Source organism: Halomonas elongata, from assembly GCF_029081005.1.
Classification (GTDB): domain Bacteria; phylum Pseudomonadota; class Gammaproteobacteria; order Pseudomonadales; family Halomonadaceae; genus Halomonas; species Halomonas elongata_B.
Window position 1 is genome coordinate 1 of record NZ_JAJQTQ010000037.1, and the last position, 26,612, is coordinate 26,612.

Here is a 26,612-nt window from a genome sequence, read left to right on the forward strand (position 1 = left end):
ACCGACAACGGCGATCTGAATATCCAGATCGTCGACGACGCGCCAGTGGCCGAGGACGACGCCAATAGCGTCACCGAAGACTCGGCGACGACCACGGCCGGCAATGTGCTGGGCGACAGCGGTGCGTCCGATGGCGATGTTGAAGACACCGAAGGCGCCGATGGTGCCACGGTCACCGCGGTGGAAAGCGTCAATACACCGGACAGCGAAGCCACCGACACCGACGGCACCCTGACGATCGACGGTGAATTCGGCACGCTGACGCTTGAGGCGGATGGTAGCTACACCTATCAATTGGATAACAGCAACCTGGAAGTCCAGGGACTCAGCGACGGCGAGACGCTGGAAGAAGCGTTTACCTATACGTTGACCGATGGCGATACCGATCAGGACGACGCCACCCTGACCATCACCATCGACGGCAGCGACGACGGCGTGACCGTCGATGTGCCCAACGACCATGACAGCACCACGCCGGATGGTGAGATCGGCGATCAGGTGGTGTTCGAAAGTGGCCTGGCGGATGGTTCCAACCCGAACGCCGCCGATACCCGGGTAGAGTCCAGCCTGACACTGACCGCTCTGGATGGCCTGAGTGACACTAACGCGGTGATGCTGGCGTATACCGACGAAAGTGGCGAGCTGGGATTCCGGGTGCTGGACAAGGAAGACGTGGAGGCCTTGGGTGATACCCACCAGACGCTCAGCACCCAGTACGGCGAACTGACCCTCAACGGCTACAGCCAGGCCGATGACGGCACCATCACGCTCGACTACAGCTATGAGCTGACCAATGCACCGGGCGTGAACGTCGATGACCTCCTGGACAGTGTCGCCGTGACGGCCAACGATGAGGATGGCTCGACCGACAGCGGCGATCTGAATATCAAGATCGTCGATGATGCGCCGACGGCCGAGGACGACGCCAATAGCGTCACCGAAGGCGACGACACCGCCAGCACTGTCGAGACCAGCGGCAATATGATCGGTGGTGATACGGCATCCGCCGGCGATGTCGCCGATACCGAGGGCGCCGATGGTGCCACGGTCACCGCGGTGGAAAGTGTCAATACGCCGGACAACGACGCCACCGACACCGACGGCACCCTGGTGATCGAGGGCGAATACGGCACCCTGACGATCGAGGCCGATGGCAGCTATACCTACGCGCTGGATAATACCAACCTGGAGGTCCAGGGCCTGGGCGACGATGACACGCTGACCGAGGCGTTCACCTATACGCTGACCGACGGCGATACCGATGCTGACGACGCCACTCTGACCATCACCATCGACGGCAGCGACGATGGCGTGACCGTCAATGTGCCCAACGACCATGACAGCACCACGCCGGATGGCGAGATCGGCGATCAAGTGGTGTTCGAGAGCGGCCTGACAGATGGTTCCAACCCGAACGCCGCCGATACCCGGGTCGAGTCGAGCTTTACCCTGACTGCCCTGGATGGCCTGCAGGAAACGGGCGCGGTGACGCTGGATTACACCGATGAAAATGGCGAGTCGGCCACGCTCTCGCTGAGCAAGGCACAGGTGGAAGCGCTGGGCAGCGATTCCCAGACCCTCACCACCCAGTACGGCGAGCTGACCCTCAACGGCTACAGCCAGGCTGCCGACGGTACCATTACCCTTGATTACGCCTATGAGCTGACCACGGCCCCGGATGCGAACGTCGATGAGCTTCTGGATACCGTCGTCGTCACCGCTACTGACCGTGATGGCCAGAGCGATAGCGGCGACCTGAATATCCAGATCGTCGATGACGCCCCGGTGGCCGAGGATGACACCAATAGCGTCACCGAAGGCGACGATACCGCCAGCACCGTCGAGACCAGCGGCAATGTGCTGGGTGGCAGTGGTGCGTCCGATGGCGATGTTGCCGATACCGAAGGCGCCGATGGTGCCACGGTGACGGCGGTAGAAAGCACCAATGTCCCCGGCAACAGTGCCACCGACACCGACGGCACCCTGGTGATCGAGGGCGAGTACGGCACCCTGACGCTCGAGGCGGATGGTAGCTACACCTATCAATTGGATAACAGCAACCTCGACGTTCAGGGGCTCAGCGACGGCGAGACGCTGGAGGAAGCGTTTACTTATACGCTGACCGATGGCGATACCGATGCCGACGACGCCACCCTGACCATCTCCATCGACGGCAGCGATGACGGGGTGACCGTCGATGTGCCCAACGAGCATGACAGCACCACGCCGGACGGTGAGATCGGTGATCAGGTGGTGTTCGAAAGCGGCCTGCCGAACGGCTCCGCGACGAATGCCGATGATACCCGGGTCGAATCCAGCTTTACCCTGACCGCCCTGGATGGCTTGCAGGAAACGGGCGCGGTGACGCTGGATTACACCGACGAGAATGGCGAGTCGGCCACACTCACGCTAAGCAAGGCCGAGGTGGAAACGCTGGGCGATACCCCGCAGAGCCTGACCACCCAGTCCGGCGAACTGACCCTTAACGGCTACAGCCAGGCCGATGATGGCACCATCACCCTCGACTATGACTACCTCCTGACCAAGGCGCCGGAGGAAGACGTCGATAACCTGATGGATAGCGTCACTGTGACGGCCACCGACGAGGATGGCTCGACCGACAGCGGCGATCTGAATATCAAGATCGTCGATGACGCGCCGACGGCCGAGGATGACGTCAATAGCGTTACCGAAGGCGACGGCACTAGTGGCAACGTGATTGGCGGCGATGGTGTTTCGGACGGCGATGTTGCCGATACCGAGGGCGCCGATGGCGCCACGGTGACGGCGGCCGAAAGTGTCAATGTCTCCGGCAACAGTGCCAGCGGCACCGATCCCCTGGTGATCGTGGGCGAATACGGCACCCTGACGCTTAATGCGGATGGTAGCTATACCTATGAAGCCGATCCGGACAGCACGAATGCCGACGTTCAGGATGTCTTCACCTATACGCTGCAGGACGGCGATGGTGATGAAAGCACCGCGACCCTGACCATCGATGTCACCGATGTCACCGGTGACCCGACCGACACCTCGGGTAGTGTGGATGAGGCGGGCCTGCCGGATGGCACTGAGCCGTCTGCCGAAAGCGAGATCATCAGCGGTGCCAGCCTCGATCTTCAGGATGGCTGGACGGTGGAAGATCAACAAGACGGCTCGACGTCCTGGGGGGACTGGATCGTCAATACCGACGGCACCTTCGATTACACTTTGACGGACGATGCAGGTCACTCCGGTACACCGCCGACCGACAGCTTCGAGTACACCGCGGTTGATGAGCACGGCAATACGGTAACCAATACCGTGACCATCACTATCGTCGATGATCAGCCGGTGATCAGTGTCGATAATGGCCAGTTGGGCAGCGTCGAGGTGGATGAAACAGACCTGGATGCGGGTCCTGTATCGGAGAACGACCCTGACTTTATCAGTGGTGTCTTCGATATCGATCATGGTGCCGATGGCGAAGCCAGCACGACCTATAGCCTGCAGGTCAGCGATGGTGTGGCATCCGGTGTAACGGATACCGCCACCGGTGAAGCCGTCCATCTCTTTATGGATGGTGACGACGTGGTCGGTCGTGTGGGCAATGATGCCGATGGCGACATCGCCTTCCGTATCGAGCTTGATGGCGACACTGGTGCCGTGACGCTGACGCAGACTCGTCCGTTGGAGCACCCGGATAGCGCCGACCACGATGACGCGATTTCGCTGAGCAACGGCGCCCTCCAGCTAGTGGCGACCGCCGTCGATGGGGATAACGACAGCGTCGATAGCGATGCTGTTAACGTCGGTGGGCAGTTCACCTTCCGAGACGATGGGCCGGCCATCGATGGCACTCCGGCTGCGGCAAGCATCGAGGAAGCCGCCTTGCCGAATGGTAGTGAGCCGGACACCGAAGCCACCAGTGTGACGGCCGGGCTCCCCGTCGACTTCGGCGAGGATGGCGCCGGCGAGCTGGCATTTTCCGATGATCAGACGGCCCTGGAAGACTATCTGAGTGAGAACGGCAATGGTGACGTCGACATCGCGGTGAATGGCGATATGCTGACCGCGACGCGAGGTGGCGAGCCGGTATTCACCGTTACTCTGGATACGCAGAGCGGCAACTATACCTTCGAGCTGCAGGGGGCCCTGGTTCATCCCGAAGAGGATCAGGACCTGGCGCTTAACTTTGCCTACCAGGTCATCGACGGAGACGGCGATACGGTCGACGGCAATTTCGATGTCAACGTGGTGGACGATGCGCCTACGGACATCGCGATCACCACGCCCGAGGATACCCCGGCCGATCCGTTTACCACGTCGGCGGATGCCACTCTGGATAACGTCACCATCAAGGACAGTGACGGCAATGAGGTGACCGGCACGGATAACGGCGACGGTACCCGCAGCTTCGATGTGGGCTTCGGCACCGCCACCGTCGATGACCAGGGGCGGGTGACCTTCGATCCCGCCCCCGACTACAGCAACGATGGCAGCCTTGATGTGTTCTCCGTCGTGGTGGATGAAGATACGGGCACGCCGACCGAGACCCAGGTGACGGTCAATGTCACTCCGGTCGCCGACGCGCCGGATCTTGCCGGCGGCTCGGTCGAAACGCCCGAGGACACGCCGGTAGACCTGGACCTGACGGCGCCGAGCCCCGTCGATACCACGGACCAGAATGGGGCAACCACCGGCGATAACCCGGAACTGCTGGGGCCGATCACCCTGGGTGGCATCCCCGAAGGTACCGAGCTTCTGGATGGCAGCGGCAATGTGCTGTGGACGAGCGATGGCAGCAATGGCGGATCGCTGACCATTGCCTTGACCGATGGTTCCCACATCGCCAGTGCCGAAAGCGACGCCGATCTGACCATGACCACGGCGGAGTACGAGGCGCTGCAGATCAATCCGATCGCCCAGAGTCACGAGAACTTCACCATCGATCTCAGCGTGACCAGCTACGAGGTCGATGCTGCTGACCATCCGTTGGGTGGTGTGCCCGGTGCGGAAAGCACCTCCCAGGTGGATGTCGGCGTGCAGGCGGTGACCGACGATGTCGATCTGACCATCGACGGCTCGGATGATCCCTATACGGCCACCATCGACGAGGATAGCTCGCTGGATCTCGGCAACCTGCTCGGCGCCAGCTTCGAGGATCTCGATGGCAGCGAGGAGCGCTCACTCGAGATCGGCGGGGTGCCGGAAGGCACGTCCATTACGGTGAATGGCAACACCATCACGGCTGGAGGCGATGGCACCATCGTCATTCCGGCAAGCGACCTCGGTGACTTCGGCGCCGGCACATCGACGGAGATTCCGGCCTCCCTGGCGCTGACGCCGCCGGCCGATTTCAGCGGTGACCTCGATGGCATCACCGTCACCCTCAAGGCCCGGGATCACGATAGCGATGCCGGCGATGATGATGGCGCCGTGAAGGACGATTCGGTCACGCTGAATATCGATACCGCGCCGGTCGCCGACCAGCCGGCGGATATCAGCGCTGAGGGGCCGGAGGATACCGATATCGCCTTCCTGGCGGATCTTGCCGTCAGCGATACCGATGGTAGCGAGTCGATCACGGCCATCGGCATCGATACTGTTCCGGACGGCTGGGTGATCAAGGATGGAGACGGCAATGTGGTGCATACCGGTAACGGCACCGATGGCTTCACGATTCCCGAGGGCGATGTGACCGATGGCAGCTATACCGGCTACACCATCACGCCCCCGGCGCATAGCAGTGTCGATGAAAGCCTGTCATTGCAGGTGGAAGTGACAGACACCTCGCCGTACGGCCCGGATACCCAGACTCATGACGTTACGGCGGACGTCACCGTCACACCCGATGCCGAAGAGGTCGGCGGCGATAGCGATGGCGATGGCCAACCCGATCTGACCATGAACCCCGACCATACCTATGGCACCGATGTGGATGGCACCGAGGATGCCTGGTTCGCGCTCAACGCCGATGGCTTCAATCCAGCGGATGGCTGGGCCAATCAGGATGACGACGGTTCCGAAGAGACCTTCGCGCTGCTGACGCCGGAGCTGGTCTCAGGCCAGGGCGATAGTGCCGAAGGTTCCAGCTTCCGCTATTCCACGGATGGTGGCACCACCTGGGTCGAGGAAACCTTCAACGGCTCGCCCATCGAGGTGCCGGTGGAATATCTGGATAGCCTGGAGTTCCGCGCGGCGCCGAACCAGAAGGGCGAATTCCAGATTCGCGTCGAGGCCAAGACGGTGGATACCGATCCGGATGATGGCACCGAGAACACGGCCACCTCGGGCGAATCCATCCTCGACGGTATCTTTATCGATCAGCCGGTGGCTGACCTCGCCTCGTTGAACGTCACCTCGCCCGCCGAGGGGAGCGAGGATGAGGCGATCCCGCTGGATATCCGTCCCCAGAGCGGCGATCCCAACGAGTCCTTCCGGGTCACCATCAGCGATGTGCCGGATGGCGCGGTGCTGACCTACGACGGAACGGAGCTCACGCCCGACGGGAGCGGCAACTATGTGATCGATGACTTTGATCGCGATGCGCCACTGACCGTGACGCCGCCGCAGGACAGCAACGAAGACTTTACGCTGACCGCAAGCGTGGTCACCGTCGATGAGTACGGTGGCGTGACCGATACTCTGGATTCGCCGGTCACCAAGCCCATCGAGGTGCCCGTCAATGGCGTCGCCGACGAGCCCGATGTCACCATCGACACGCCGGTCTACGCCGAAGAGGATCTGGACGCCGACAGTACCAGCGTCACGCTGAGCGATATCATCACCGCCGAGTCGGGCGAGACAGGGGACGATGGCTCGGAGACGCTGACCTATCGCATCACCGGGCTCGATGCGCAGTTCGATGTCGAGGGCGCGACCCTGATTCGCGGTGAGGGAGTCAGCCGCGAGTGGGTGGCTACCGATCCGAGTGGCGTCACTATCACCACGCCGGAGAACTTCAGCGGCCAGGTGGACTTCTCGGTCACGCCCATCGTCACCGAGAACGACGGTGATACCCGGGAGGCTGCCGAGCAGGATGTGTCTTTCCAGGTCACGCCCTCGCCGGAGGCGGAATTCAGTATCCAGTCCAATCTGGCCGAGGACCAGTTGGGGCAGCTCAACCTGAGTCTCGAGCCGCAGAATGGCGATACCAACGAGTCGTTGAGCTCGGTCTGGATCGATGTCGCCAGCGTCACGGGCAATCAGTTCGAGCTCTACTACGGCAGCGATGGCAGCACGACGCTAGCCGAGGCCGCGGCGAACGGTGCACCTGGCGTGGTCGAAGAGGGCGGATACTATAAGCTGACCGACGACGCCTGGAACAATATCTACGCCCAGGGCGATGATCATGTCTCCGGCAATGCCGGTACCCTCGAGGTGCAGTACGAGATCACCGATACCCCCAATGCGGGTTATGAGGGCGATGTCGATGACACCACGGTGGTCAAGAACGAGACCCACGAGGTCGTCATCGATGCGGTAACCGATGTGCCCACGGTGACCATTACCGGTATCGAAAATGCTGACGGCAGCGATGCTGATATCGATGAGCCCGCGAAGGACGTGACCGCCGATGGCAACGACAGCGTGGCGGTCACCGTCGATATCACGCAGCCGGATACCGACGGCAGCGAGTCTCTCAAGTACCTGCTGATCGACAATGTTCCCGCCGGGGTCAGCGTCGAGGGCGGCGAGTTCGTCGGGCAGGTCGCCGGCGGCACGGGCAGCCAGTGGCGCATCGATATCGATCCCGATGACGTCTTCGACACCGATACCCTGACCCAGACCGTCGAGTTCACCCTGGGCGATGGCGCCCAGGTGGATGCCATCGAGAATCATGAGATCACCATCACTGGGGTCACCCAGGACGAAGCTCCGGGAGAGGAGGAAACTGGCAGCGATAGCTGGACGCTGACCGGTGAGGGCGATTTCGGCGATGGCGAGGACCCCAACGAGATCATCGATTGGAGCGATGCCAATGCCACCATGACCGAGGATGAGCCCCTGGCGTTGTCCGAGTTGGTCAACGCCTCGATCGTGGACGATGGTACGGATAGCGGTCGCAGCGCGGTGACCATCTCCAATCTGCCGGCGGGGGCCGTGGTCAACGGTATGCAGCAGACCACCATCGACGGTGAAATAGTGTGGTATGCCAGCACCGATGATGGCAGCGATACCGTCCTGCAGAACCTGCTGGATGACATCACCGTGACGCCGCCGGCCAACTGGAACGACACCGACGGTGAGTTTTCCTTCGATACCACCCTGACCACCCAGTCGCCGAGCGGCGAGGAAAACTCGGAGACGATCAGCGTTACGCCGCCGGTGGATCCTGTGACCGATACGCCGACCGTCGAGGTGTCCGGAGGCGATGCCGCCGACGGCGAGGATGTCGACTTCACCATCGATGTCTCCAGCCCGGCGGATGATCCCGATGTCAGCCTGGTGGATGGCCAGCTGGTGGTCTCGCTGGACGAGACCGGCATGACCGGTGGTGACGGTGAGCCGGGTACCCTGTGGTACAACGGCGAGGAGATCACGCCGGACGGCGACGGCAACTATGTGATCGAAGGTGTCGCTGTGGGGGATTCGGTCGATGTGACCTATCGCCCGGGGGCCAACACCTGGGGCAGCGTTTCGCTGACCGCCGAGGCGGCGACCCAGGAGAATGGCGCGACCAATGAAGAGACGTCGACCGGGTCGAGTTCCTCCGAAATCGCGCCGCCGCCGCCGGAGGTCATCGCCGGCGACGCTACCGGTACCGAGGATGAAGAGGTCGAGTTGCAGGATCTGGGCGTTACATTGCCGGATACCGACTCCCAGAGCCTTGATGCCTTGCTGATCGATAATGTGCCGGACGGCTGGCTGGTCAAGACCGGCAGCGATGCCGGTTCGGCGACCCTGGCCGAGAACGTCGGTGGCGGTAGCTGGTCGATCCTCGAGAACGGTGAGGTGCCGGCATATGTCGCTCTGCAACCGCCACGCAACTGGAGCGGTACCCTGGATGGCGATGATGCCCTGACCCTGACGGCACGGACGACTCAGGACGGCGAAAGCACCAATACCTCCACCGACTTCGAAGTGGATGTCCAGGCCGTGGCCGATGGCATCACGATGTCGCCTGAATTGAGCTTCGGCGAGGAGGGCGACAAGATCCCGCTCAACCTCAGTGCGGGCATGTCCGACATGGATGGTTCGGAAACCGCCACGATCGCGCTGACGGGTCTCGGCGAGCATGCCGGCTTCTTCACCGGCGGCGGCGACACCCTGCTGGACAGTCTGCCGGATGCCAGCGTGAGCTACGACAGTGGCAGCGACACCTACACCCTGAGCGGTATCGGCCCGGATCAGATCAACGAGCTGTATCTGGTGCAGGGGGCCACCGATGGCGACCAGAACGTCACCTACGAGGCCTGGACCACGGATGGCAGCGATACGTCGGACACGGTGTCGGGCGATTTCAATGTCAATATCGAGGCCGTCGAACCGACCTCGGGAGACGATACCCTGCTGTATACCGGCGAGCCGCTGGATGGCCTGGATGGTGTCGATGTGGTCGAGATGCGCTTCGGCGAAGATCCGAATCCCGATGATCTCGACAATGTCGAAACCCTGGACTTTATGCCGGAAGGTCAGGATCACAGTGTCGCGCTGGAGGCACAGGACGTGCTGGATATGACCGATGGGGACAATGAGCTGAGTATCCTCGGCGATTCGGGGGATAGTGTCAGCCTGACATCGGGTGAATGGAGTGGCCCGACGACAGAGAGCGCTGACGGAGTGGATTATCAGGTCTACCAGGCTCAGAACAGCGACGCTACTCTCAAGGTCCAGGACGGGGTGCAGGTGGAAATCTGACGAGCTCCTGCTTGCCCGACGCCCTTCGGGGCGTCCTCGAGGTCGGTGGCTCCCGGAGCCATCGGCCTCGTGCCATATCAGGGGTAAACACCCTCTCGCTCTCTTGCCAAGGAGTCCGCCATGTCTTCCGATACCTTCTGCCAACGACTGGGGATCCGCTATCCGATCATCCAGGCGCCGATGGCGGGTGTCTCGACGCCGGCGCTGGCGGCGGCGGTCAGCGAGGCGGGTGGCCTCGGTTCGCTGGGCCTGGGGGCCAGTGGTGTGGAGAAGGCGCGGGAACAGATTCGCACCACCCGCGAACTGACCACCGGCCCCATCAACGTCAACTTTTTCTGCCATCGCCCCGCTCGGCGTGATGCCGAGCGGGAAGCCGCCTGGCTCAAGCATTTGGCGCCGTGGTTTGCCGAGTTCGAGGCTCGTCCGCCGACTGAGCTTCGGGAAATCTACCAGAGCCTTGTCGGCCACGACGCAATGCTCGAGATGCTGCTCGAAGAGCGGCCGGCGGTGGTCAGCTTTCACTTCGGGCTGCCGGGCAGGCCGGCGGTGCAGCAGTTGCGTGAGGCGGGGTGCCTGACCCTTGCCTGCGTGACGACCCTCGATGAGGCCGAGCGAGCCGATGACGAGGGCGTCGATGCGCTGGTCGCTCAGGGCGTCGAGGCGGGCGGGCATCGTGGTGTGTTCGAGCCCGAGCAGGATGACGGCATTGGCACCCTGGCGCTGGTGCGAATGCTGGTCGCGCGTATTCGGCTCCCGGTGATCGCTGCCGGCGGCATCATGGACGGCGCCGGCATCGCGGCCGCCCTGCGATTGGGGGCGTCGGCGGCCCAGCTCGGCACGGCTTTCATCCTGTGCCCGGAATCCGCCGCCGATGCGGCCTACCGCCAGCGGCTCAAGAGCGAGGCGGCCCATCGGACAGGCATCACCGCCGCTATTTCCGGTCGCCCGGCACGCGGGCTGGTCAATCGACTGCACGAGGTGCCGGCCGGCCTCGAGCCGGCCGATTACCCGCTTGCCTATGATGCCGCCAAGGCGTTGCATGCGGCGGCCAGTGCCGTCGGCAACCACGACTTCGCGCCGCATTGGGCCGGGCAGGGCGCGCCCCTGGCCCGGGAATTTTCCGCCGCTTCCTTGATGTGGAAGCTGGTAGAGGAATGGGAAAGTGCCGGGCAGTAAGCCTGAATATCGGGCGTGAGCGCCGGAGAGTAAAGCGACAGGAAAGGCTTTACAAAAGTTCATGAGGATAATGTGGTTAGTGGTAGGCGTGATTCGGCTTCGTTGGTTATAGTTGTCAACGCGGTATCCACAATCGTGCGAGATCGTGCTTTGCCAGGGACGGCATCTAACAAGAATAGTGTTTATCCTCGATACATGACCATCTCGTACCCGCTGCTCAGCGGGCAACTTATTGATGTTCGCCTTTCTGCCAGTGAAGAAGCCCTGTTGATTCAGTGAGAAGGTGAGGCATTCGGTGTCTCCAGGCTGATGGTTCGCAACAACATCGAGATAACAGGAGCGCCTCTGTATTTATCTCACGCTTCATCATGGGCAGGATGCCTTTGGTGCTTATCGGAAAGGTGTTGTGTCAGAGGGCGGAAACTGCCGAGCGTCGATGTGCAGTCTCGGTATGGGGAAGGTACAGTGACAACAGCCTAAAGGGGAGCGCGACATGCAGGATGATGAGGCCATGAGTGACATCTCGGAAGTCGAGTCATGTGACTATGATGCCGTCATGACCATGCAGGATGTGGAGGAGGTCGAGAAGAAGTACACGGATCCTCTCTCCGGAGTGAGTCGGCGTGTCACGATGATGTGCCTGACCAAGAGCCGCGAGGAGCATGTCCAGGCATTCCTCGATGATCCGGACGTCATTCGGACCATGCTCGATCAGATCGAAGCCTACCGGAAAGAGCTTGAGATGTTCGTGGAATTCGCCGATGCCGCACACGAAAGGCTGCTGTTTGCCGCCGCCGAATATGAGAGGAGAACCGGGGAAAGACTCGGTGGTAAGTAAAGAAGCCATGATGAAAGAGATGGGCCCCGACACGAGACGGGGCCTGGACGGAGGCATGGCATGGTGCCTGTGCTAGGCGGTTTTCTCGCTTCTGGATTCGATCTGCTGGTAGCGAGACTGGTTGGATCCGAGGCGATTGATTTCGATCTCCCGCGGCTTTTCCTCTTCGGGAATGTCGCGCAGCAAGTCGATTACCAGTAGGCCGTTTTCCAGGTTGGCTCCTTGCACCTCGATGTGATCCTCGAGCTTGTAGGTCAGCTTGAAGGAGTCGCGGCCAATGCCGTGGTGCATGTAAGTGATGCTTGAACCGTTCGCCTCATCGGTCTTGACGCCTGTCACTGTCAGTACGCCGTTTTCCAGCCTGATGCTGAGATTCTCCTCGGAGAAGCCGGCGACTGCCAGTACGATCCTGTATTCGTTATCGCCGTGTTTCTCTATGTTGTACGGAGGGAAGGTGGGTGCTGAATTTCCCTCCAGGGCGCGATCGAAGAAGTCGCTGAATCGGTCGAAGCCGATGGAGTGACGAAAAAGCGGCTCAAGTGAAAATGCAGTGCTCATCGATATGTCCTCCCTATGCGTTTAGCGAAGTCATACCTTCTGCCTTGAGCCCATCTCTCCGATTACCGCTCTCGAAGGCGGGCTTTCTGGCATGAAAAGACATCAGGTTGACGCCGAGAATTTCAACTCCCGTGCCTTAGAATTTTTTTCTATTATTTATCTCGTTTGGGCATATAGGGTAGCCATAGGCAACTTGCCAGCGTTGTTCTCCGCCGACGCCCGTCCCGGGGCTTCAGGGCCTCCACCTGGGCCAGGAATCGCTATCGACGGGTAAACGTCTTCTTGTTCTGATGCTCCGACTGGGCAACGAGATCTGCTTCATCGGATGGCTCTGTCAGACGGTGACGGGATGGTCAGATTCTACCCCGCCGGTGGCGATCAGGCAGCTGCGGCGGAGTTTATTCCGCGGAGCCGGCCTGGGCGTTCGCCGCGATTCGCCGCTGCACCCAGCCGCCGATCAGCAGTAACATGGCCAGCGCCAGTAGCGGCAGCATTACGTCGGCCCCCAGTGTCTCGTCTCGCTCTACGGCCCCCAGGGCGGCATAGATGGCACTGGCATAGACCGCCCACTTGATGCCCAACCCCACCACGGCGGCGATCACGAAGGTCCCCAGCGGCAGGCGTAGCAGCCCCGCTGCGAAGTTGACCACCGAATGGGGAAAGCCCGGGAGTATGCGCAGCGCGCACTGGGTCAGGAAGTCGCTGCGCCGCTCCAGGTGGCGCATCATACGCCGGATATGCCCCCCGGTAGGCAGGCGATTGCCGAGGCTCGCGGAGAGATGATAGGCGCCGATAGCGCCCCCGACGCTGCCCACGACCAGCATCGGCGCTGCCGCCAGGGGAGGATAGAAGGGGGCAATCAACCACAGGCCGAGACTGCCGGGCAGGCCGATGGTCAGGGCGACGCCCATCACCAGGACGACCCCGATGACCACGGCGGGGTGGTGGGCGGTCTCCTCTGCCCAATGCTGCAGCTCGGCGAGGTCGGGCGAGTCCCATACCCACAGGTACGCCGCCATCAGGATGGCGGCGCCCAGGGTGGCCAGGAGCCAGGGTCTGCCCAGCAGGCGGTCGAGAAACATGGCAGGCATCCGGTCGGCATTCGGTCCATGGTGCCATGCCAGGCATCATCGGCCCAGGAAGCTGTGGAATGCAACCGAGCACCGCGATATGACCGGACCTCGCAGCAGGTCAACGTTGCCCGCTAATAGTCGTGGGACCTGGTGCGCCCTTCGATCTTCAGCGAGCTGACCCTCATCTCGGTGAGACGCGGCACATGCTGGACGGCGCGCGGGTCCCTGGAGTGCATATGCAGGTGGTGTGCTCGTCCTCGTACACCGGCATCAGGTGGGGCGGAACCTGTTTGGAACCTAAAGCCGTGGCCAAAGAAAACGGCCACCGCGATGCGTCGCTGGGTGGCCGTTTTCCATTATCTTTCTGGTGCCGGTGAGTGGACTCGAACCACCGACCTACGCATTACGAGTGCGTTGCTCTTCCAACTGAGCTACACCGGCGCGCGACGTATGATACTGCTCCGCGTGCCGGTATGCCAGCCAGGCAATGCCTCGGGCCGGGGGCTGATTCAATAGGCGTAATCGCGACCGGCGGCCTTGGCGCGTTCTCGCGAGCTCGGGTTGACCGATTCGCGGAAGGGCATCTCGCAGACCGTCGCGGCCACCGGCTGTCCCGGAATGTCGAGGAACTCGTCGGGGAGCCAGGCCACCAGTTCCGTTCCCGGCTCCGCCGAGGCCACCGGTACATAGGCCATGGCGATATTGGTGCCGAGTTCCGGGGAGTACCAGGGAGAGGTGATCCAGCCGCAGGGCTCGCTGCCGGCGTCGGGGCCGACCAGCCAGAAGTCCGGTGCATAGTCCTCGATGGGCCTGCCGCCGAGCTTCAGCCCCACCAGTTGGTGACTGAAGGGGGGACGGCCGGCCTTGACGAGCTCCCGGGTGCGCTCCAGTGCGTCCTTGCCGATGTAGTCGGCTTCCTTGGCCTTGGGCACCATATGGCCGAGGTAGCACTGGAAAGGGTTGGTCTCGTGATCCAGGTCCTGGCCGTAGGACAGGATGCCGGCGGCGATGCGACGATGGTGGGCCGGGGCGATGACCATCAGGTTGTATTTTTCGCCGACGGCGCGAATGGCGTTCCAGACGGTTTCGGCGTTCAGGGTGGAATCGTGGGCGTAGACCTCGTAGCCCTTTTCGCCGGAGAAGCCGGTCTGGGAAATCAGCACCTCGGCTCCCTCGATCCTGGCGGCCATCAGGCCGTAATAGGGTACGTCGCGGATGGCGTCGCCGACCAGCTCGGCCAGCAGGTCCTCGGACCTGGGCCCCTGAACCTGAAGCGGGCTGACATCGATCTCGTCGATCTCGACGTCGAAACGCATGCCGTGATTGACGCCCCTGAACCAGTAGGCCAGGTCCGAGTCGCTGATGGTGAACCAGAACTCGTCCTCGGCGACGCGCAGCATCACCGGATCGTTGAGCACGCGGCCCTGTTCGTCGCAGAGCACCACATAGCGTCCCATCATCGTCGGAACCCGGGTCACGTCACGGGTGCAGACATAGTTGCAGAAGGCCTCTGCCTCGGGGCCCTTGACGCGGATCGGTCGCTCGACGGCGACGTTCCACAGAGTCACATCGTTGACCAGCGCGCGGTATTCCTCCATGGCGCCACCATCCTCGGGGCGCACATAGGCACGGGGATGGTACATGCGATTGTAGACGGTGGCCTTCCAGCAGCCGGCTTCCACCGAGAGATGCCAGTAAGGCGATTTTCGCACCCGATTGGAGAGCAACAGCTGAATGCCGGGGTCACCACTCTGGCGGAGGTTGACCGGCACCAAGCGCTCGCTCTGATCGATGGACTGTTGGAAATTGACATTATGTGGCATGGCGCGGCACTCCTCGTCCTTGGCTGATGGCCCGAGAAAGCGGCTTTTCTCGTGCCCTCGCTGTCGGAGGCCCGGGCGGGCTCCCGCTCGACGACGTCATTCAGGGCATGTCGGTCGTTGCGGAGGCGGGCCGCCGATACCTTCAAGGTAGGCGTGCAGGTGGGGGGCACCGTTCCTGAGGCGACGCCGGGATTCCCGGGGGCGACACCCCGGGTGTCGGGGGCTCACTTTTCGGCGTCGCGATTTTCGATGTCGCGCAGCCGTGTCAGTCCTTCCTGGGCGCTGGAGGCCACCAGGCGACCGGCACGGTCGTAGATGCTGCCCCGGCTGAAGCCGCGCGCGCCGCCGGCCCAGGGACTGTCCATGTCGTAGAGCAGCCAGTCGTTGACCTTGACGTCGTGATGGAACCACAGGGCGTGGTCGAGGCTGGCGATCTGCAGGCCGGGATCGCCGAAGGCAAGGCCGTGAGGCACCAGAGAGGTGGTCAGCAGATTGAAGTCGGAACTGTAGGCCAGCAGGTAGCGGTGCAGTGCCGGATCGTCGGGCAGTTCGCCGGCCAGGCGGAACCACAGGCGCTTGCGAGCCGGCTGGCCGGGCTCGGCCTTGTCGTCGAGGTGGCGAAACTCGATCGGGTGGCCGGGAAAGCGGGTCACCCGGGTGTCATCGTCTTCGGGGGCTTCGGGGGGCGCTACGTCGGGCATGCGTGGCTGGTGGGCGATGCTCGTTTCGTCGCCGTGGAAGGACGCACTGCAGAAGAAGATCGGCCGACCCTTCTGGATGGCGGTGATGCGACGGGTGGTGAAGCTGGCACCGTCGCGCACGGCGTCGACCTGATAGACCACCGGCATCTGGGCGTCGCCCGGCCGCAGGAAATAGCCGTGCAAGGAGTGCACGCGGCGCTCGGCGTCCACGGTGTGGGTGGCCGCCGAGAGCGCCTGACCGAGCACCTGGCCACCGAACAGTTGTGGCAGGCCCAGATCCTGGCTGCGGCCGCGGAAGAGATTCTCTTCCAGGGGTTCCAGGGCGAGCAGGTCGACCAGGGCGTTTAGTGCGTCGGACATTCGGGGGTATCCTCCTGAGAAGGTGTTGGCCCGCTTTCGAAGACCTTTCGGGGCGAGTGGGGCCGAGCCATCATCTACATGTCGAGCAGTCTACTGGAGTCAACGTCGATGCGCAGCGATGAGTACTACATGCACCGGGCCATGGATCAGGCGCGTCGGGCGGAGGCGGCAGGCGAGGTGCCGGTCGGGGCCGTGGTCGTGGATCCGGCCGGCGAGATCGTGGGGCTTGGCTTCAATGCGCCGGTCGCCGAGCATGATCCCAGTGCGCATGCCGAGATTCGTGCGCTGCGCGATGCCGGTACCAGGCTCGGCAACTATCGCCTCGATGGCTGTACGCTCTTCGTGACGCTGGAACCCTGCCTGATGTGTACCGGCGCGATCATTCACGCGCGACTGGCGCGGGTGGTGTATGGTGCGGCCGAGCCGCGCAGCGGCATGGTGGAGTCGCGTGCCAACCTGTTCGCCCAGCCCTGGTACAACCATCGGGTCGAGGTGGTCGGCGGGGTGCTGGCGCCCCGTGTCTCGAAGCATCTCAAGGCGTTTTTTGCCGAACGACGGGATAGTGCCGAGAAGTGAGCCTTCAGGTGCTGGGCGGGATCACGTCGAATGTCTCGCGACTCGCTTCTTCGGGCAACCGGGCGTTGAGCGGGTGGAACTGTTCCTGGCTGCGGTCCACGTAGGCCAGGATCTCGTGATAGCGGCGAATGTTGCGGACATAGATCACCGGCTCTCCCCCTCGGGCGTAGCCGTGACGGGTCTGTTCGTACCAGGCGCTCTCCTGCAGGAGCGGCAGCGAGCGTCGCACGTCCACCCAGGCATCGGGATCGCCGCCGCGCTGGCGGGTGATGTCGCGGGCGTCATAGAGGTGCCCGAGCCCCACGTTGTAGGCCGCCAGCGCCATGTAGAGACGATCATCGCCGGTGATCGACTCGGGGAGTCGCTGCTCGAGGCTTCTCAGATAACGCGCGCCGCCCTCGATGCTTTGTGCCGGATCGAGGCGATTCTCGACGCCGAGGTCGCTGGCGGTGGGGAGCGTCAGCATCATCAGCCCGCGTACGCCGGTGGGGGAGGTGGCCTCGGGGTCCCAGTGGGATTCCTGATAGCCCACCGCGGCCAGCAACTTCCAGTCGAAGCCGGTATCGCGGGCGGACCGTCGGAACAGCTGGGCATAGTCCGGCAGGCGCTCCTGGGCATGAGAGATGAAGGTGCGTGCGCCGACGTATTCGAGATAATTGTCGCGACCGAAATAGCGTGTCTCGAGCCGCTGGAGCAGGCCGCTGTCCTGCATGTCGGCGAGGAAATGGTTGGCTTCGCGCACCAGGCCCAGGCCATGGCCGGCCGGGAAGGCCCAGGCCAGGGAAAGCGGCTTGCCCAACCGGAACCCATCTTCGACATCAGGGAAGAACAGGCGATTGAGCCGGAACTGGTGTTCGAAGACCACGGCGGCGTCCAGCTTGCCGCTCGCCACACGGCTCAGCAGTGACGCGACCTCCATGTCGTCGGACTCCTTCCAGCTCAATGTCGGGTGCTCCGCCTGGAGTTCCCGCATGACGGTATCGGTGCCGCTGCCGCTCAAGGTGCCGATCTCCAGTCCTTGCAGGTCCTCGATGCTATCCGGTGGCGTCAGGTCTCGACGATAGACCAGCAAGGGTTGCAGCGGCATGATAGGGCGACTGAAGATCACGCCCTCGCGGCCCGGCTCGAGAGGCAGGGCGGCGGCCCCCATATCACCCTCCTGACGCACCGCGCCGAGCACGTCGGAGGTATTGTGGTCATCATTCAGCGCCAGGCTGACCCCGAGATGGTCGGCGAAGCGCCGCATCAGCTCGTACTCGAAACCGGTGGGCCCCTGACGCCCCTCGTAGTAAGTGGTGGGGGTGTTGCGGGTATGCACGCTGATGAAGTCGCGTTGCAGCACATCCTGCAAGTGCGGTCCCGGCTCACTACTCGGTCGTACCGGCAACAGGGCGAGCATCAGGACGGCGCACAGTGTCAGGTAACCGCGCCAACGGCGGCGGACATGGTCGAGCCAGAATGCGAGCATAGAGGTGATGAGCAGCGACAAGACCCTTCACCTTACCCAGCCGTCCCCCGGCTGTCATCATTCCCGATTTCTCGCGACCGGCGCTTTCCAGTATCATGGCCCTCTTTGCCGCCGGCTGCGGCCCCGTCTTTACTGCATTCTGCTTGTTTTCAGAGGCCCGAGGATATGCTCGAACTGCGCGGTGCGCCCGCTTTATCCGCTTTTCGTCACGCCAAGCTACTGGATGTCCTGCGTAGCGTGGCGCCCGATGTCGAGGCGCTCGAAGCCGACTATGTGCACTTCGTTGATCACGACGGGGAACCGGCCGACGATGACCGGCAGTTGCTCGAGCGGTTGCTGGACGACGGGACGGCGCGTGAGGCGTCGCCCAGTGGTCGAGGATGCCTGTTTCTGGTCGTGCCGCGGATCGGCACACAGTCGCCCTGGTCGTCCAAGGCGACCGATATCGCGCACAACTGTGGCTTGACGAACATTCGTCGGCTGGAGCGGGGTATCGCTTATCGGGTGCACTTCGCCGGGGAGCTCTCCGAGGCGGACTTCGAAGCGGTCACGGCGGCATTGCATGATCGCATGACCGAGACGGTGTTGTTCGATGCTTCCGACGCCGCTCGGCTGTTCGTGCATCACCAGCCGGCTCCGCTCGGCCAGGTGGATCTCCTGGGGGGCGGCCGTGCGGCGCTGGAGACGGCCAATACCGAGCTCGGCCTGGCGCTCGCCGAGGACGAGATCGACTATCTGTGCGATGCCTTCAAGGGCCTCGAGCGTAACCCCACGGACGTCGAACTGATGATGTTCGCCCAGGCGAACTCCGAGCATTGCCGTCACAAGATCTTCAATGCCGACTGGGTGGTGGATGGCGAGGCCCAGTCGCGCTCGCTGTTCAAGATGATCAAGAACACCTTCGAGGCGTCGCCGGACGATATCCTCTCCGCCTACAGCGACAACGCGGCGGTGATCCGGGGCAGCGAGGCCGGTCGTTTCTTCGCGGCGCCGCTGACCGGCAAGGCGGCCGACAGGGCGGTCTATGGCACGCATCAGGAGCCGGTGAATATCCTGATGAAGGTCGAGACGCACAATCACCCGACGGCCATCGCGCCGCACCCCGGCGCGGCCACCGGCGCCGGCGGCGAGATCCGTGACGAGGGCGCTACCGGCATCGGCGGCAAGCCCAAGGCGGGGTTGACCGGCTTCACCGTCTCCAACCTGCGCATTCCCGAATTCGTCCAGCCCTGGGAGGCCTTCGACTACGGCAAGCCGGAGCGTATCACCAGCGCGCTGTCGATCATGCTCGAGGGGCCCATCGGCGGTGCGGCCTTCAACAACGAGTTCGGCCGCCCCAACCTGACCGGCTATTTCCGCAGCTACGAACAGGATGCCCTGGGGGCTGACGGCATCGAGCGCCGGGGCTATCACAAGCCGATCATGATCGCCGGTGGCTATGGCAATATCCGCGAGGACCATGTCCAGAAGGGCGAGATTCCGGTCGGCGGCAAGCTGATCGTGATGGGCGGGCCGGCCATGCTGATCGGCCTGGGCGGTGGCGCCGCTTCCTCGATGGCTTCCGGTGCCTCCAGCGCCGATCTGGATTTCGCCTCGGTGCAGCGTGATAACCCCGAGATCGAGCGCCGCGCCCAGGAAGTCATTGATCGCTGCTGGTCGCTGGGCGACGACAATCCGATCCGTTTCATCCACGACGTCGGGGCCGGTGGACTCTCCAACGCCTTGCCGGAGCTGGTCAAGGACGGCGAGCGCGGCGGTCGCTTCGAGCTGCGCGAGGTGCCCAATGCCGAGCCCGGCATGAGTCCGCTGGAGATCTGGTGCAACGAGGCCCAGGAGCGCTATGTGCTCGCCGTGGCGCCGGATGATCTCGAGACCTTCGAGGCGTTGTGTCGCCGCGAGCGCTGCCCTTATGCGGTAGTCGGCGAGGCCACCGAGGCCCACCATCTCGAGGTCCGTGACGGCCACTTCGAGAGCAAGCCGGTCGACCTGCCGATGAGCGTGCTGTTCGGCAAGCCGCCGAAGATGCAGCGCGAGTTCGAGCGTCAGCATCGCGAGCTGCCGGGCATCATGCTCGACAACCTGGACCTGCGCGAGGCCATGGACCGGGTACTGCGGCTGCCCACGGTGGCTTCCAAGAGCTTCCTGATCACCATCGGCGACCGCTCGATTACCGGCCAGGTAGCCCGCGACCAGATGGTCGGTCCCTGGCAGGTGCCGGTGGCCGACGTCGCCGTGACTACCGCGACCTTCGATACCCACGCCGGCGAAGCCATGGCCATGGGCGAGCGGCCGCCGGTGGCGCTGATCGACCCTGCTGCCAGTGCCCGTCTGGCGGTGGCTGAAACCATCACCAACCTGGCGGCGGCACCGATCGCCAGGCTCGGCGATATCAAGCTCTCCGCCAACTGGATGAGCGCGGCCAGCCATCCCGGCGAGAACCAGGCGTTGTACGACGCCGTCCACGCCGTGGGCATGGAACTCTGCCCGGCGCTGGGCATCGCCGTTCCGGTGGGCAAGGATTCCATGTCGATGCGTACCGCCTGGGAGGAGGGTGACGAGGAGAAGAGCGTTACCTCTCCGCTGTCGCTGATCACCACCGGCTTTGCGCCCGTCACCGATGCCCTGCGTACCCTGACCCCCGAGATCAACCTGGAGCAGGACGAGTCTGATCTCATCCTGGTCGATCTCGGGGAGGGGCGGAACCGTCTCGGTGGCTCGGCCCTGGCACAGGTTTATGGTCAGGTCGGCGACGAATGCCCCGATCTGGACGACCCGGAGGATCTCAAGGCGTTCTTCTCGGTGATCCAGGGGCTCAATGCCGATGGCAAGCTGCTGGCCTATCATGACCGCAGCGACGGCGGGCTGCTGGTGACGCTGCTGGAGATGGCCTTCGCGGCCCATGCCGGTCTGGAGATCAAGCTCGACTGGTTGATCGACGAGCCCACCGATGCCTTCAATGCGTTGTTTGCCGAGGAACTCGGCGCGGTGATCCAGGTGTCCCGCGAGCATACCGAGGAGGTGCTGGCGCAGTTCGCCGGTGCGGGCATCGAGACCTGCGGCGTCATCGCCCGGCCGCGTTACGACGACCAGGTGCGGGTGACGCTGTTCGAGGAGCCCTTGCTCGAGACCACGCGTCTGCTGACGCAGCGTACCTGGAGCGAGACCAGCTATCGCATGCAGGCGCTGCGCGACAATGCCGAGTGCGCCAAGAGCGAGTTCGATGGCCTGCTCGACGGCCGCGACCCGGGGCTTTCGGCGGCGCCCACCTTCGATGTCGACGAGGACATTACCGCCCCCTTCGTCAACACTGCGCGCCCGGCCATGGCCGTACTGCGCGAGCAAGGCGTCAATGGTCATCTGGAGATGGCCTGGGCCTTCGACCGGGCCGGCTTCGAGGCCGTCGACGTGCACATGAGCGATATTCTCGAGGGGCGGGTGAGCCTCGAAGACTTCAAGGGCCTGGTGGCCTGCGGCGGCTTCTCCTATGGCGATGTGCTCGGTGCCGGCGGCGGTTGGGCCAAGTCGGTGCTGTTCAACGAGCGGGCGCGCGACCAGTTCGCCGGTTTCTTCGGTCGTGACGACAGCTTCGCGCTGGGCGTCTGCAACGGCTGCCAGATGCTGTCCCAGCTCAAGGAACTGATCCCCGGGGCCGAGCACTGGCCACGTTTCGTGCGCAACGAGTCCGAGCAGTTCGAGGCCCGGGTCTCCATGGTCCGCGTGGAGCAGAGTGCCTCGATTCTGCTGGCCGGCATGGAGGGGTCGCGCCTGCCGATCGCCGTGGCCCATGGCGAGGGGCGCGCCGAGTTCCGCGACAGTGCTCATCTGCGCCGCATGCAGGGTAGCGCTCAGGTGGCCCTGCGTTATCTCGATAACCAGGGCCAGGCGACCACACGTTATCCTGCCAACCCCAATGGGTCGCCGGGCGGTATTACCGGCCTGACTACGCCGGACGGCCGTGTGACCGTCATGATGCCGCATCCGGAGCGGGTGGCCAGGGCGGTCACCAATTCCTGGCGGCCGGCCGAGTGGACCCAGGACGGTGCCTGGATGCGCCTGTTCCGCAACGCCCGGCGCTGGTTGGGCTGAACAAAGAGGCCGTCATGCAAGACGCCGACGCCCAGCCAGGCGTCGGCGTCTGCATGTCATCGGCTCATGCTGCCTCGGCTTGGCGTGGGGTCAGGAGGCGCTATTGTCCGGGGCGTCGTCCTTGTGCTTCAGATGCGATTCCACGTCGTCGAGCAGATGGCGGAACTGCGCCTGAAGGCGGTCATAACGCCCGAAATCATAACCGCACTCTTCGCAATAAACGTGATACTGCCCCTCTCGGCCCGGCGGCAGGCGCTTCCAGTGGCTGCCGCATTCCGGACAATTGGGGCTGGTCTTTTCACTGGTCATGCAAGGTTCTCCCTCAGGGCAATACGAGATAGTTCGTTCTCATACTACCTAGGTATCATGCCTGTGTGTCCATAGGTCAAGCCATGCGCGGCCGTCTCGCTGTCGGTAGCGGTGGTGGCAGATGGCAAGATGTCGACGTTTCACCGCACGAGTCCTTTCATGAGCTCCTCTTTCGCACCAAGATTGCGCCCTTATCAACATGATGCGGTAGCCCGCGTGGTGGCGCATTTTCGTGCCCATCATGATCCTGCCGTGGTGGTGTTGCCCACCGGCAGTGGCAAGTCGCTGGTGATCGCCGAGCTGGCGCGCCTGGCACGTGGCCGGGTGCTGGTGTTGGCTCACGTACGCGAGCTGGTGGAGCAGAATCACGCCAAGTATGAGGCCTACGGCCTCGAGGCGGATATCTTCAGCGCCGGCCTCGGCAGCAAGCGGGCAAGTCGACAGGTGGTGTTCGGCTCGGTGCAGTCGGTGGTGCGCAACCTCGATGCCTTTGGCGGGCGACTCGAGGAACGGGACGGTGACGGTGGCGCCTTTTCGCTGCTGGTGATCGATGAATGTCACCGGGTCTCGCTGGACGAGGACTCGAGTTATCGGCGGGTGATCGAGGCACTGCGTCGCCACAACCCGCGTCTCAAGATTCTCGGCCTGACTGCCACGCCGTACCGGCTGGGGCAGGGCTTCGTCTATCATCGCCACCATCATGGCATGGTGCGTGGCGACGATGACTGCTTCTTCCGCGATTGCGTCTTCGAACAGCCGCTGCGCCTGATGGTCAAGCAGGGCTATCTCGCCGAACCGCGTCGCATCGATGCGGCGGTGGCCCGCTATGACTTCTCGCGACTGGCACCCGGCATCGGCGGTCGCTTTCAGGACGCCGAACTCGATCAGGTGGTGGCGGGGCATCGGGCCACGCCTTCCATCGTCGCCGAGGTGGTGGCGTATGCCGCCGACCGTCGGGGCGTGATGCTGTTCGCCGCCACCGTGGCGCATGCCGAGGAAGTGCTCGGCCATCTGCCGGAAGGGCAGGCGGCATTGATCACCGGTGCCACGCCATCCGATGAGCGCCAGACGAGCATCGAGGCATTCAAGGCCCAGCGTCTCAAGTATCTGGTCAATGTGTCGGTGTTGACCACCGGCTTCGATGCGCCCCATGTCGATCTGATCGCCATCCTGCGGCCTACCGAATCGGTGGGGCTCTACCAGCAGATCGTCGGGCGTGGCCTGCGGCTGGCCGAGGGCAAGCGCGACTGCCTGATCCTCGACTATGCCGGTAACCCCTGGGATCTCTATGCCCCCGAAGTGGGCAGCCCACGACCGGCCTCGGACACGGAGCCTGTCCAGGTCGAATGTCCTGTCTGCGGGCATGCCAATCTGTTCTGGGGTCGCCGCGACGGCGAGCTGGTCATCGAGCATTTCGGGCGTCGTTGCCAGGGCCTGGTCGAGGACGAGACGGGCGGGCAGCATCAATGCGATTTCCGCTACCGCTTCAAGGCGTGCGAGCGTTGTGGCGCCGAGAACGACATTGCCGCGCGGCGATGTCATGGGTGCCAGGCGATGCTGGTGGATGCCGACGACAAGCTGCGCGAGGCCCTGCGGCTGCGCGATGCCCAGGTGCTGCGGGTGACCGGCATGCAGCTTGAAGCGACGCACAATGGTCGCGGCCTGCCGCGTCTCAAGGTCACCTATCATGACGAGGACGGTGCGACCCTGAGCGAGTGGTTTGCGCTGGAAACGCCGGCCCAACGCGGGGCCTTCCAGGCGGTGTTCCTGCGTGACCACCTGCGTGCGCCGGGCAGCGACTGGCGTCCGGCCAGTCCGGAAGAGGTGCTCGGCGAACGGCGTCGCCTGCGAGCGCCTGACTTCGTCGTCGGTCGCAAGGTCGGGCGCCACTGGCAGGTGCGCGAGAAGCTGTTCGATTATGCCGGGCGATACCGAACCGCCGATGCCGCCGAGGCGCCGTGATGGGCAGAGCGCCACAAGGGGAGCATGTCTCGCTATATACGCCTGGGGTGATAATTCCGGCCAATGGGGCTCTGGCTTGAATAACGGTTGCGTTCGGGGCCGTGCACGACGGGGGGAATCGTGGTCGTCATCTGACGTGGCTCGGGAGCTCACCGACTCGGTCAGGGCGTAATACGTCAGGTTTGACGCCTCCATGCCGGGTAACTAGCTTGAGTTGACATCTCCGACACCCACAAGAAACGCCGATGGAGGCTGCCATGCCTATTCTGCCCAGGCGGCACCCTCAGTACCGTGGCAAGTATCTGATTGCCACTTTTCTCGTTTTTCTCCTCGTAGGCTCAGACGCGCATGCGAAATCCCCGTCATCAGAGACGCTTCCTCGTCTGGAGTCCACGCAATGCGCGACCGAAGCGCTCACGGACCTGGGCGCCGACTGTTACACCTTTCATGGTTACGAGAACTGGGATGAGCCTGGCGACAACCGTATCCAGCTTCCGGTGGCCGTGATCGAGCCGGACTCCGGCGAGGCCAAGGACGTGCCGGTGTTCTTCTTTCCCGGTGGGCCGGGGTACTCATCGTTGGGTAGCCGGGACTACATGGAACAATTGCGCAAGGACATCGGCAATCGCACTCTGGTGACGATGGATCATCGGGGCTTCATCAACGCCGAGCCTGCGCTTGAGTGCCCGGGGTACGCGAATGTCTCCCCGTACCACAACATCATCCACACGCCCGCGATCACTTCCTCGCTGAAACCCATGGAGCGCCTGGCGTCGATCACCGGCGCGGTGGAAGACTGCTATCGGAAACTCACCGAGGAAGGCATCGACGTCGCTCAATACAATCAGTACAGCGTATCGCGCGATGTCGACGAGATACGTCAACTGCTGGACTACGACCTCATCGATGCCTTCGGTTCATCGACGGGAAGTGGCACCGTGACCTCTTTCATCCAGTATTATCCGGACAGCGTACGCAGCGCGATTCTCGGCTGGCCATGGTTCAGCCATCTGCGCAACCGTCCGCCTGTCGATGAATTCTACACGGCCAAGCAGACGTTCACCGATATCCTGGCGCTGTGTGCCGCCGAGGACGATGCATGCCGTGAGATGTTGCCGGACTGGCTGCTGGCGATCGACCGGGCACGCCGCAACCTGGATGCCAGGCCCTACATCGTCGATGTCGAGGACTCCGCGGGCAACAGCGAGACCCTTTACTTCGATGGGGCCGCCTTTCTCGACACTCTCTACCTGATGCTGCCCGCCGTCTATGCGGAATTGCCTAGCCTGGTGGCCGACATCGAAGCGGGGGACTACTCGCGCCTCGAGGACTTCTTCTTGATTGACGATTATGCCCCCGAGACGGAAGCCCCCAACTATGCACTGGGCTACTTCCTGGCCCACGTCTGTGGCGATATGGGCCGCAATCGCCCCACTCGAGCCGACTCGATCGCCGCCGTGCAGCGCGAGCCGGCGATCCTCGGTTTCGAGCCTCCCAGGGTATGTGGTTGGTGGGGGAAAGATGGGAACGTGCCCGATGAACATAATGATCCGCCGGTATCCGACACGCCGGCCCTGGCCATCCACGGCCAGATGGATCCCTGCTGTGGCACCCGCTGGAGCGAACACTTGCGCCGGACCATGCCCAATGTGCAGTCCGTCGAATTTCAGGGATTGGGGCATAATCCCGTCAATGAGTGTCGCTCGACCATGATACAGGCCTTTCTTGATGACCCCATGGCGACCGTCGATGATAGCTGCAGGAGGGAAGTGGCGCTGGAGTCCTGGGTGATTGAGCCACCCCATTAGTGGAAAGCAACCCGATGCAAGGCCGGCTCCT

General features: G+C 63.2%; 13 protein-coding genes, 1 tRNA gene and 1 pseudogene. 7 read left to right on the plus strand and 8 right to left on the minus strand.

The genetic code is table 11. The features are described 5' to 3' along the window. The first annotated feature begins 27 nt into the window (after window positions 1-27). The 3 genes from LU493_RS18075 to LU493_RS18085 all read left to right on the plus strand — a co-directional run bounded on the left by LU493_RS18075 (window position 28) and on the right by LU493_RS18085 (window position 11,857). Window positions 28-9,843 (plus strand): VCBS domain-containing protein, encoded by a 9,816-nt coding sequence (locus LU493_RS18075; RefSeq protein ID WP_343076105.1) that lies wholly within the window; start codon window positions 28-30, stop codon window positions 9,841-9,843. A gap of 120 nt (window positions 9,844-9,963) precedes the next feature. Then, window positions 9,964-11,019: an NAD(P)H-dependent flavin oxidoreductase gene (locus tag LU493_RS18080; protein WP_275289203.1), complete on the plus strand. Its 1,056-nt coding sequence runs from the start codon at window positions 9,964-9,966 to the stop codon at window positions 11,017-11,019. A 493-nt stretch (window positions 11,020-11,512) separates the two neighbouring features. Further along, on the plus strand, window positions 11,513-11,857 hold the full coding sequence (locus tag LU493_RS18085) for a hypothetical protein (RefSeq protein ID WP_275289204.1): 345 nt from the start codon (window positions 11,513-11,515) through the stop codon (window positions 11,855-11,857). A 72-nt stretch (window positions 11,858-11,929) separates the two neighbouring features. On the opposite strand, the gene LU493_RS18090 is transcribed toward LU493_RS18085, so the two are convergent. From LU493_RS18090 to LU493_RS18115, 6 genes and pseudogenes are all read right to left on the minus strand, one after another. Further along, entirely contained in the window at window positions 11,930-12,415 is a 486-nt protein-coding gene (locus LU493_RS18090; RefSeq protein WP_275289205.1) for an Hsp20 family protein, read from the minus strand. A 398-nt stretch (window positions 12,416-12,813) separates the two neighbouring features. Further along, window positions 12,814-13,497, minus strand: a complete 684-nt coding sequence (locus LU493_RS18095) for a TVP38/TMEM64 family protein (RefSeq protein ID WP_275289206.1) — start codon at window positions 13,495-13,497, stop codon at window positions 12,814-12,816. Window positions 13,498-13,622: 125 nt separating this feature from the next. Then, a pseudogene (locus LU493_RS18100) lies at window positions 13,623-13,771 on the minus strand (U32 family peptidase); the annotation flags it as partial. Window positions 13,772-13,853: 82 nt separating this feature from the next. Beyond that, window positions 13,854-13,929, minus strand: a tRNA-Thr gene (locus LU493_RS18105). A 68-nt stretch (window positions 13,930-13,997) separates the two neighbouring features. Then, on the minus strand, window positions 13,998-15,311 hold the full coding sequence (locus tag LU493_RS18110; protein ID WP_275289207.1) for a glycine cleavage T C-terminal barrel domain-containing protein: 1,314 nt from the start codon (window positions 15,309-15,311) through the stop codon (window positions 13,998-14,000). A gap of 224 nt (window positions 15,312-15,535) precedes the next feature. Beyond that, window positions 15,536-16,372 carry an acyl-CoA thioesterase gene (locus LU493_RS18115; RefSeq protein WP_275289208.1) on the minus strand — a complete coding sequence of 279 codons (837 nt, stop codon included), beginning with the start codon at window positions 16,370-16,372 and terminating at the stop codon, window positions 15,536-15,538. A 108-nt stretch (window positions 16,373-16,480) separates the two neighbouring features. Between LU493_RS18115 and tadA the strand changes: the two genes are divergently transcribed. Next, window positions 16,481-16,948, plus strand: a complete 468-nt coding sequence (gene tadA / locus LU493_RS18120) for a tRNA adenosine(34) deaminase TadA (RefSeq protein WP_275289209.1) — start codon at window positions 16,481-16,483, stop codon at window positions 16,946-16,948. A gap of 4 nt (window positions 16,949-16,952) precedes the next feature. Here the strand turns inward: tadA and mltF are convergent, their stop codons facing one another. After that, window positions 16,953-18,416 carry a membrane-bound lytic murein transglycosylase MltF gene (gene mltF / locus LU493_RS18125; protein ID WP_275289220.1) on the minus strand — a complete coding sequence of 488 codons (1,464 nt, stop codon included), beginning with the start codon at window positions 18,414-18,416 and terminating at the stop codon, window positions 16,953-16,955. Between the two features lie 165 nt (window positions 18,417-18,581). Here mltF and purL point away from each other — a divergent pair, with 165 nt between their 5' ends. Next, window positions 18,582-22,502, plus strand: coding sequence for a phosphoribosylformylglycinamidine synthase (gene purL, locus LU493_RS18130; RefSeq protein WP_275289210.1), 3,921 nt, complete (start codon window positions 18,582-18,584; stop codon window positions 22,500-22,502). A gap of 90 nt (window positions 22,503-22,592) precedes the next feature. Here purL and LU493_RS18135 read toward each other — a convergent pair whose 3' ends face one another. Then, complete coding sequence (locus tag LU493_RS18135) at window positions 22,593-22,811, minus strand: hypothetical protein (RefSeq protein WP_275289211.1); 219 nt, start codon at window positions 22,809-22,811, stop codon at window positions 22,593-22,595. A gap of 159 nt (window positions 22,812-22,970) precedes the next feature. Between LU493_RS18135 and LU493_RS18140 the strand changes: the two genes are divergently transcribed. After that, window positions 22,971-24,773 carry a DEAD/DEAH box helicase gene (locus tag LU493_RS18140; protein WP_275289212.1) on the plus strand — a complete coding sequence of 601 codons (1,803 nt, stop codon included), beginning with the start codon at window positions 22,971-22,973 and terminating at the stop codon, window positions 24,771-24,773. Between the two features lie 257 nt (window positions 24,774-25,030). After that, a complete protein-coding gene (locus LU493_RS18145; protein ID WP_275289213.1) occupies window positions 25,031-26,581 on the plus strand; it encodes an alpha/beta fold hydrolase in 1,551 nt (516 codons plus the stop codon). Window positions 26,582-26,612: the final 31 nt, after the last annotated feature.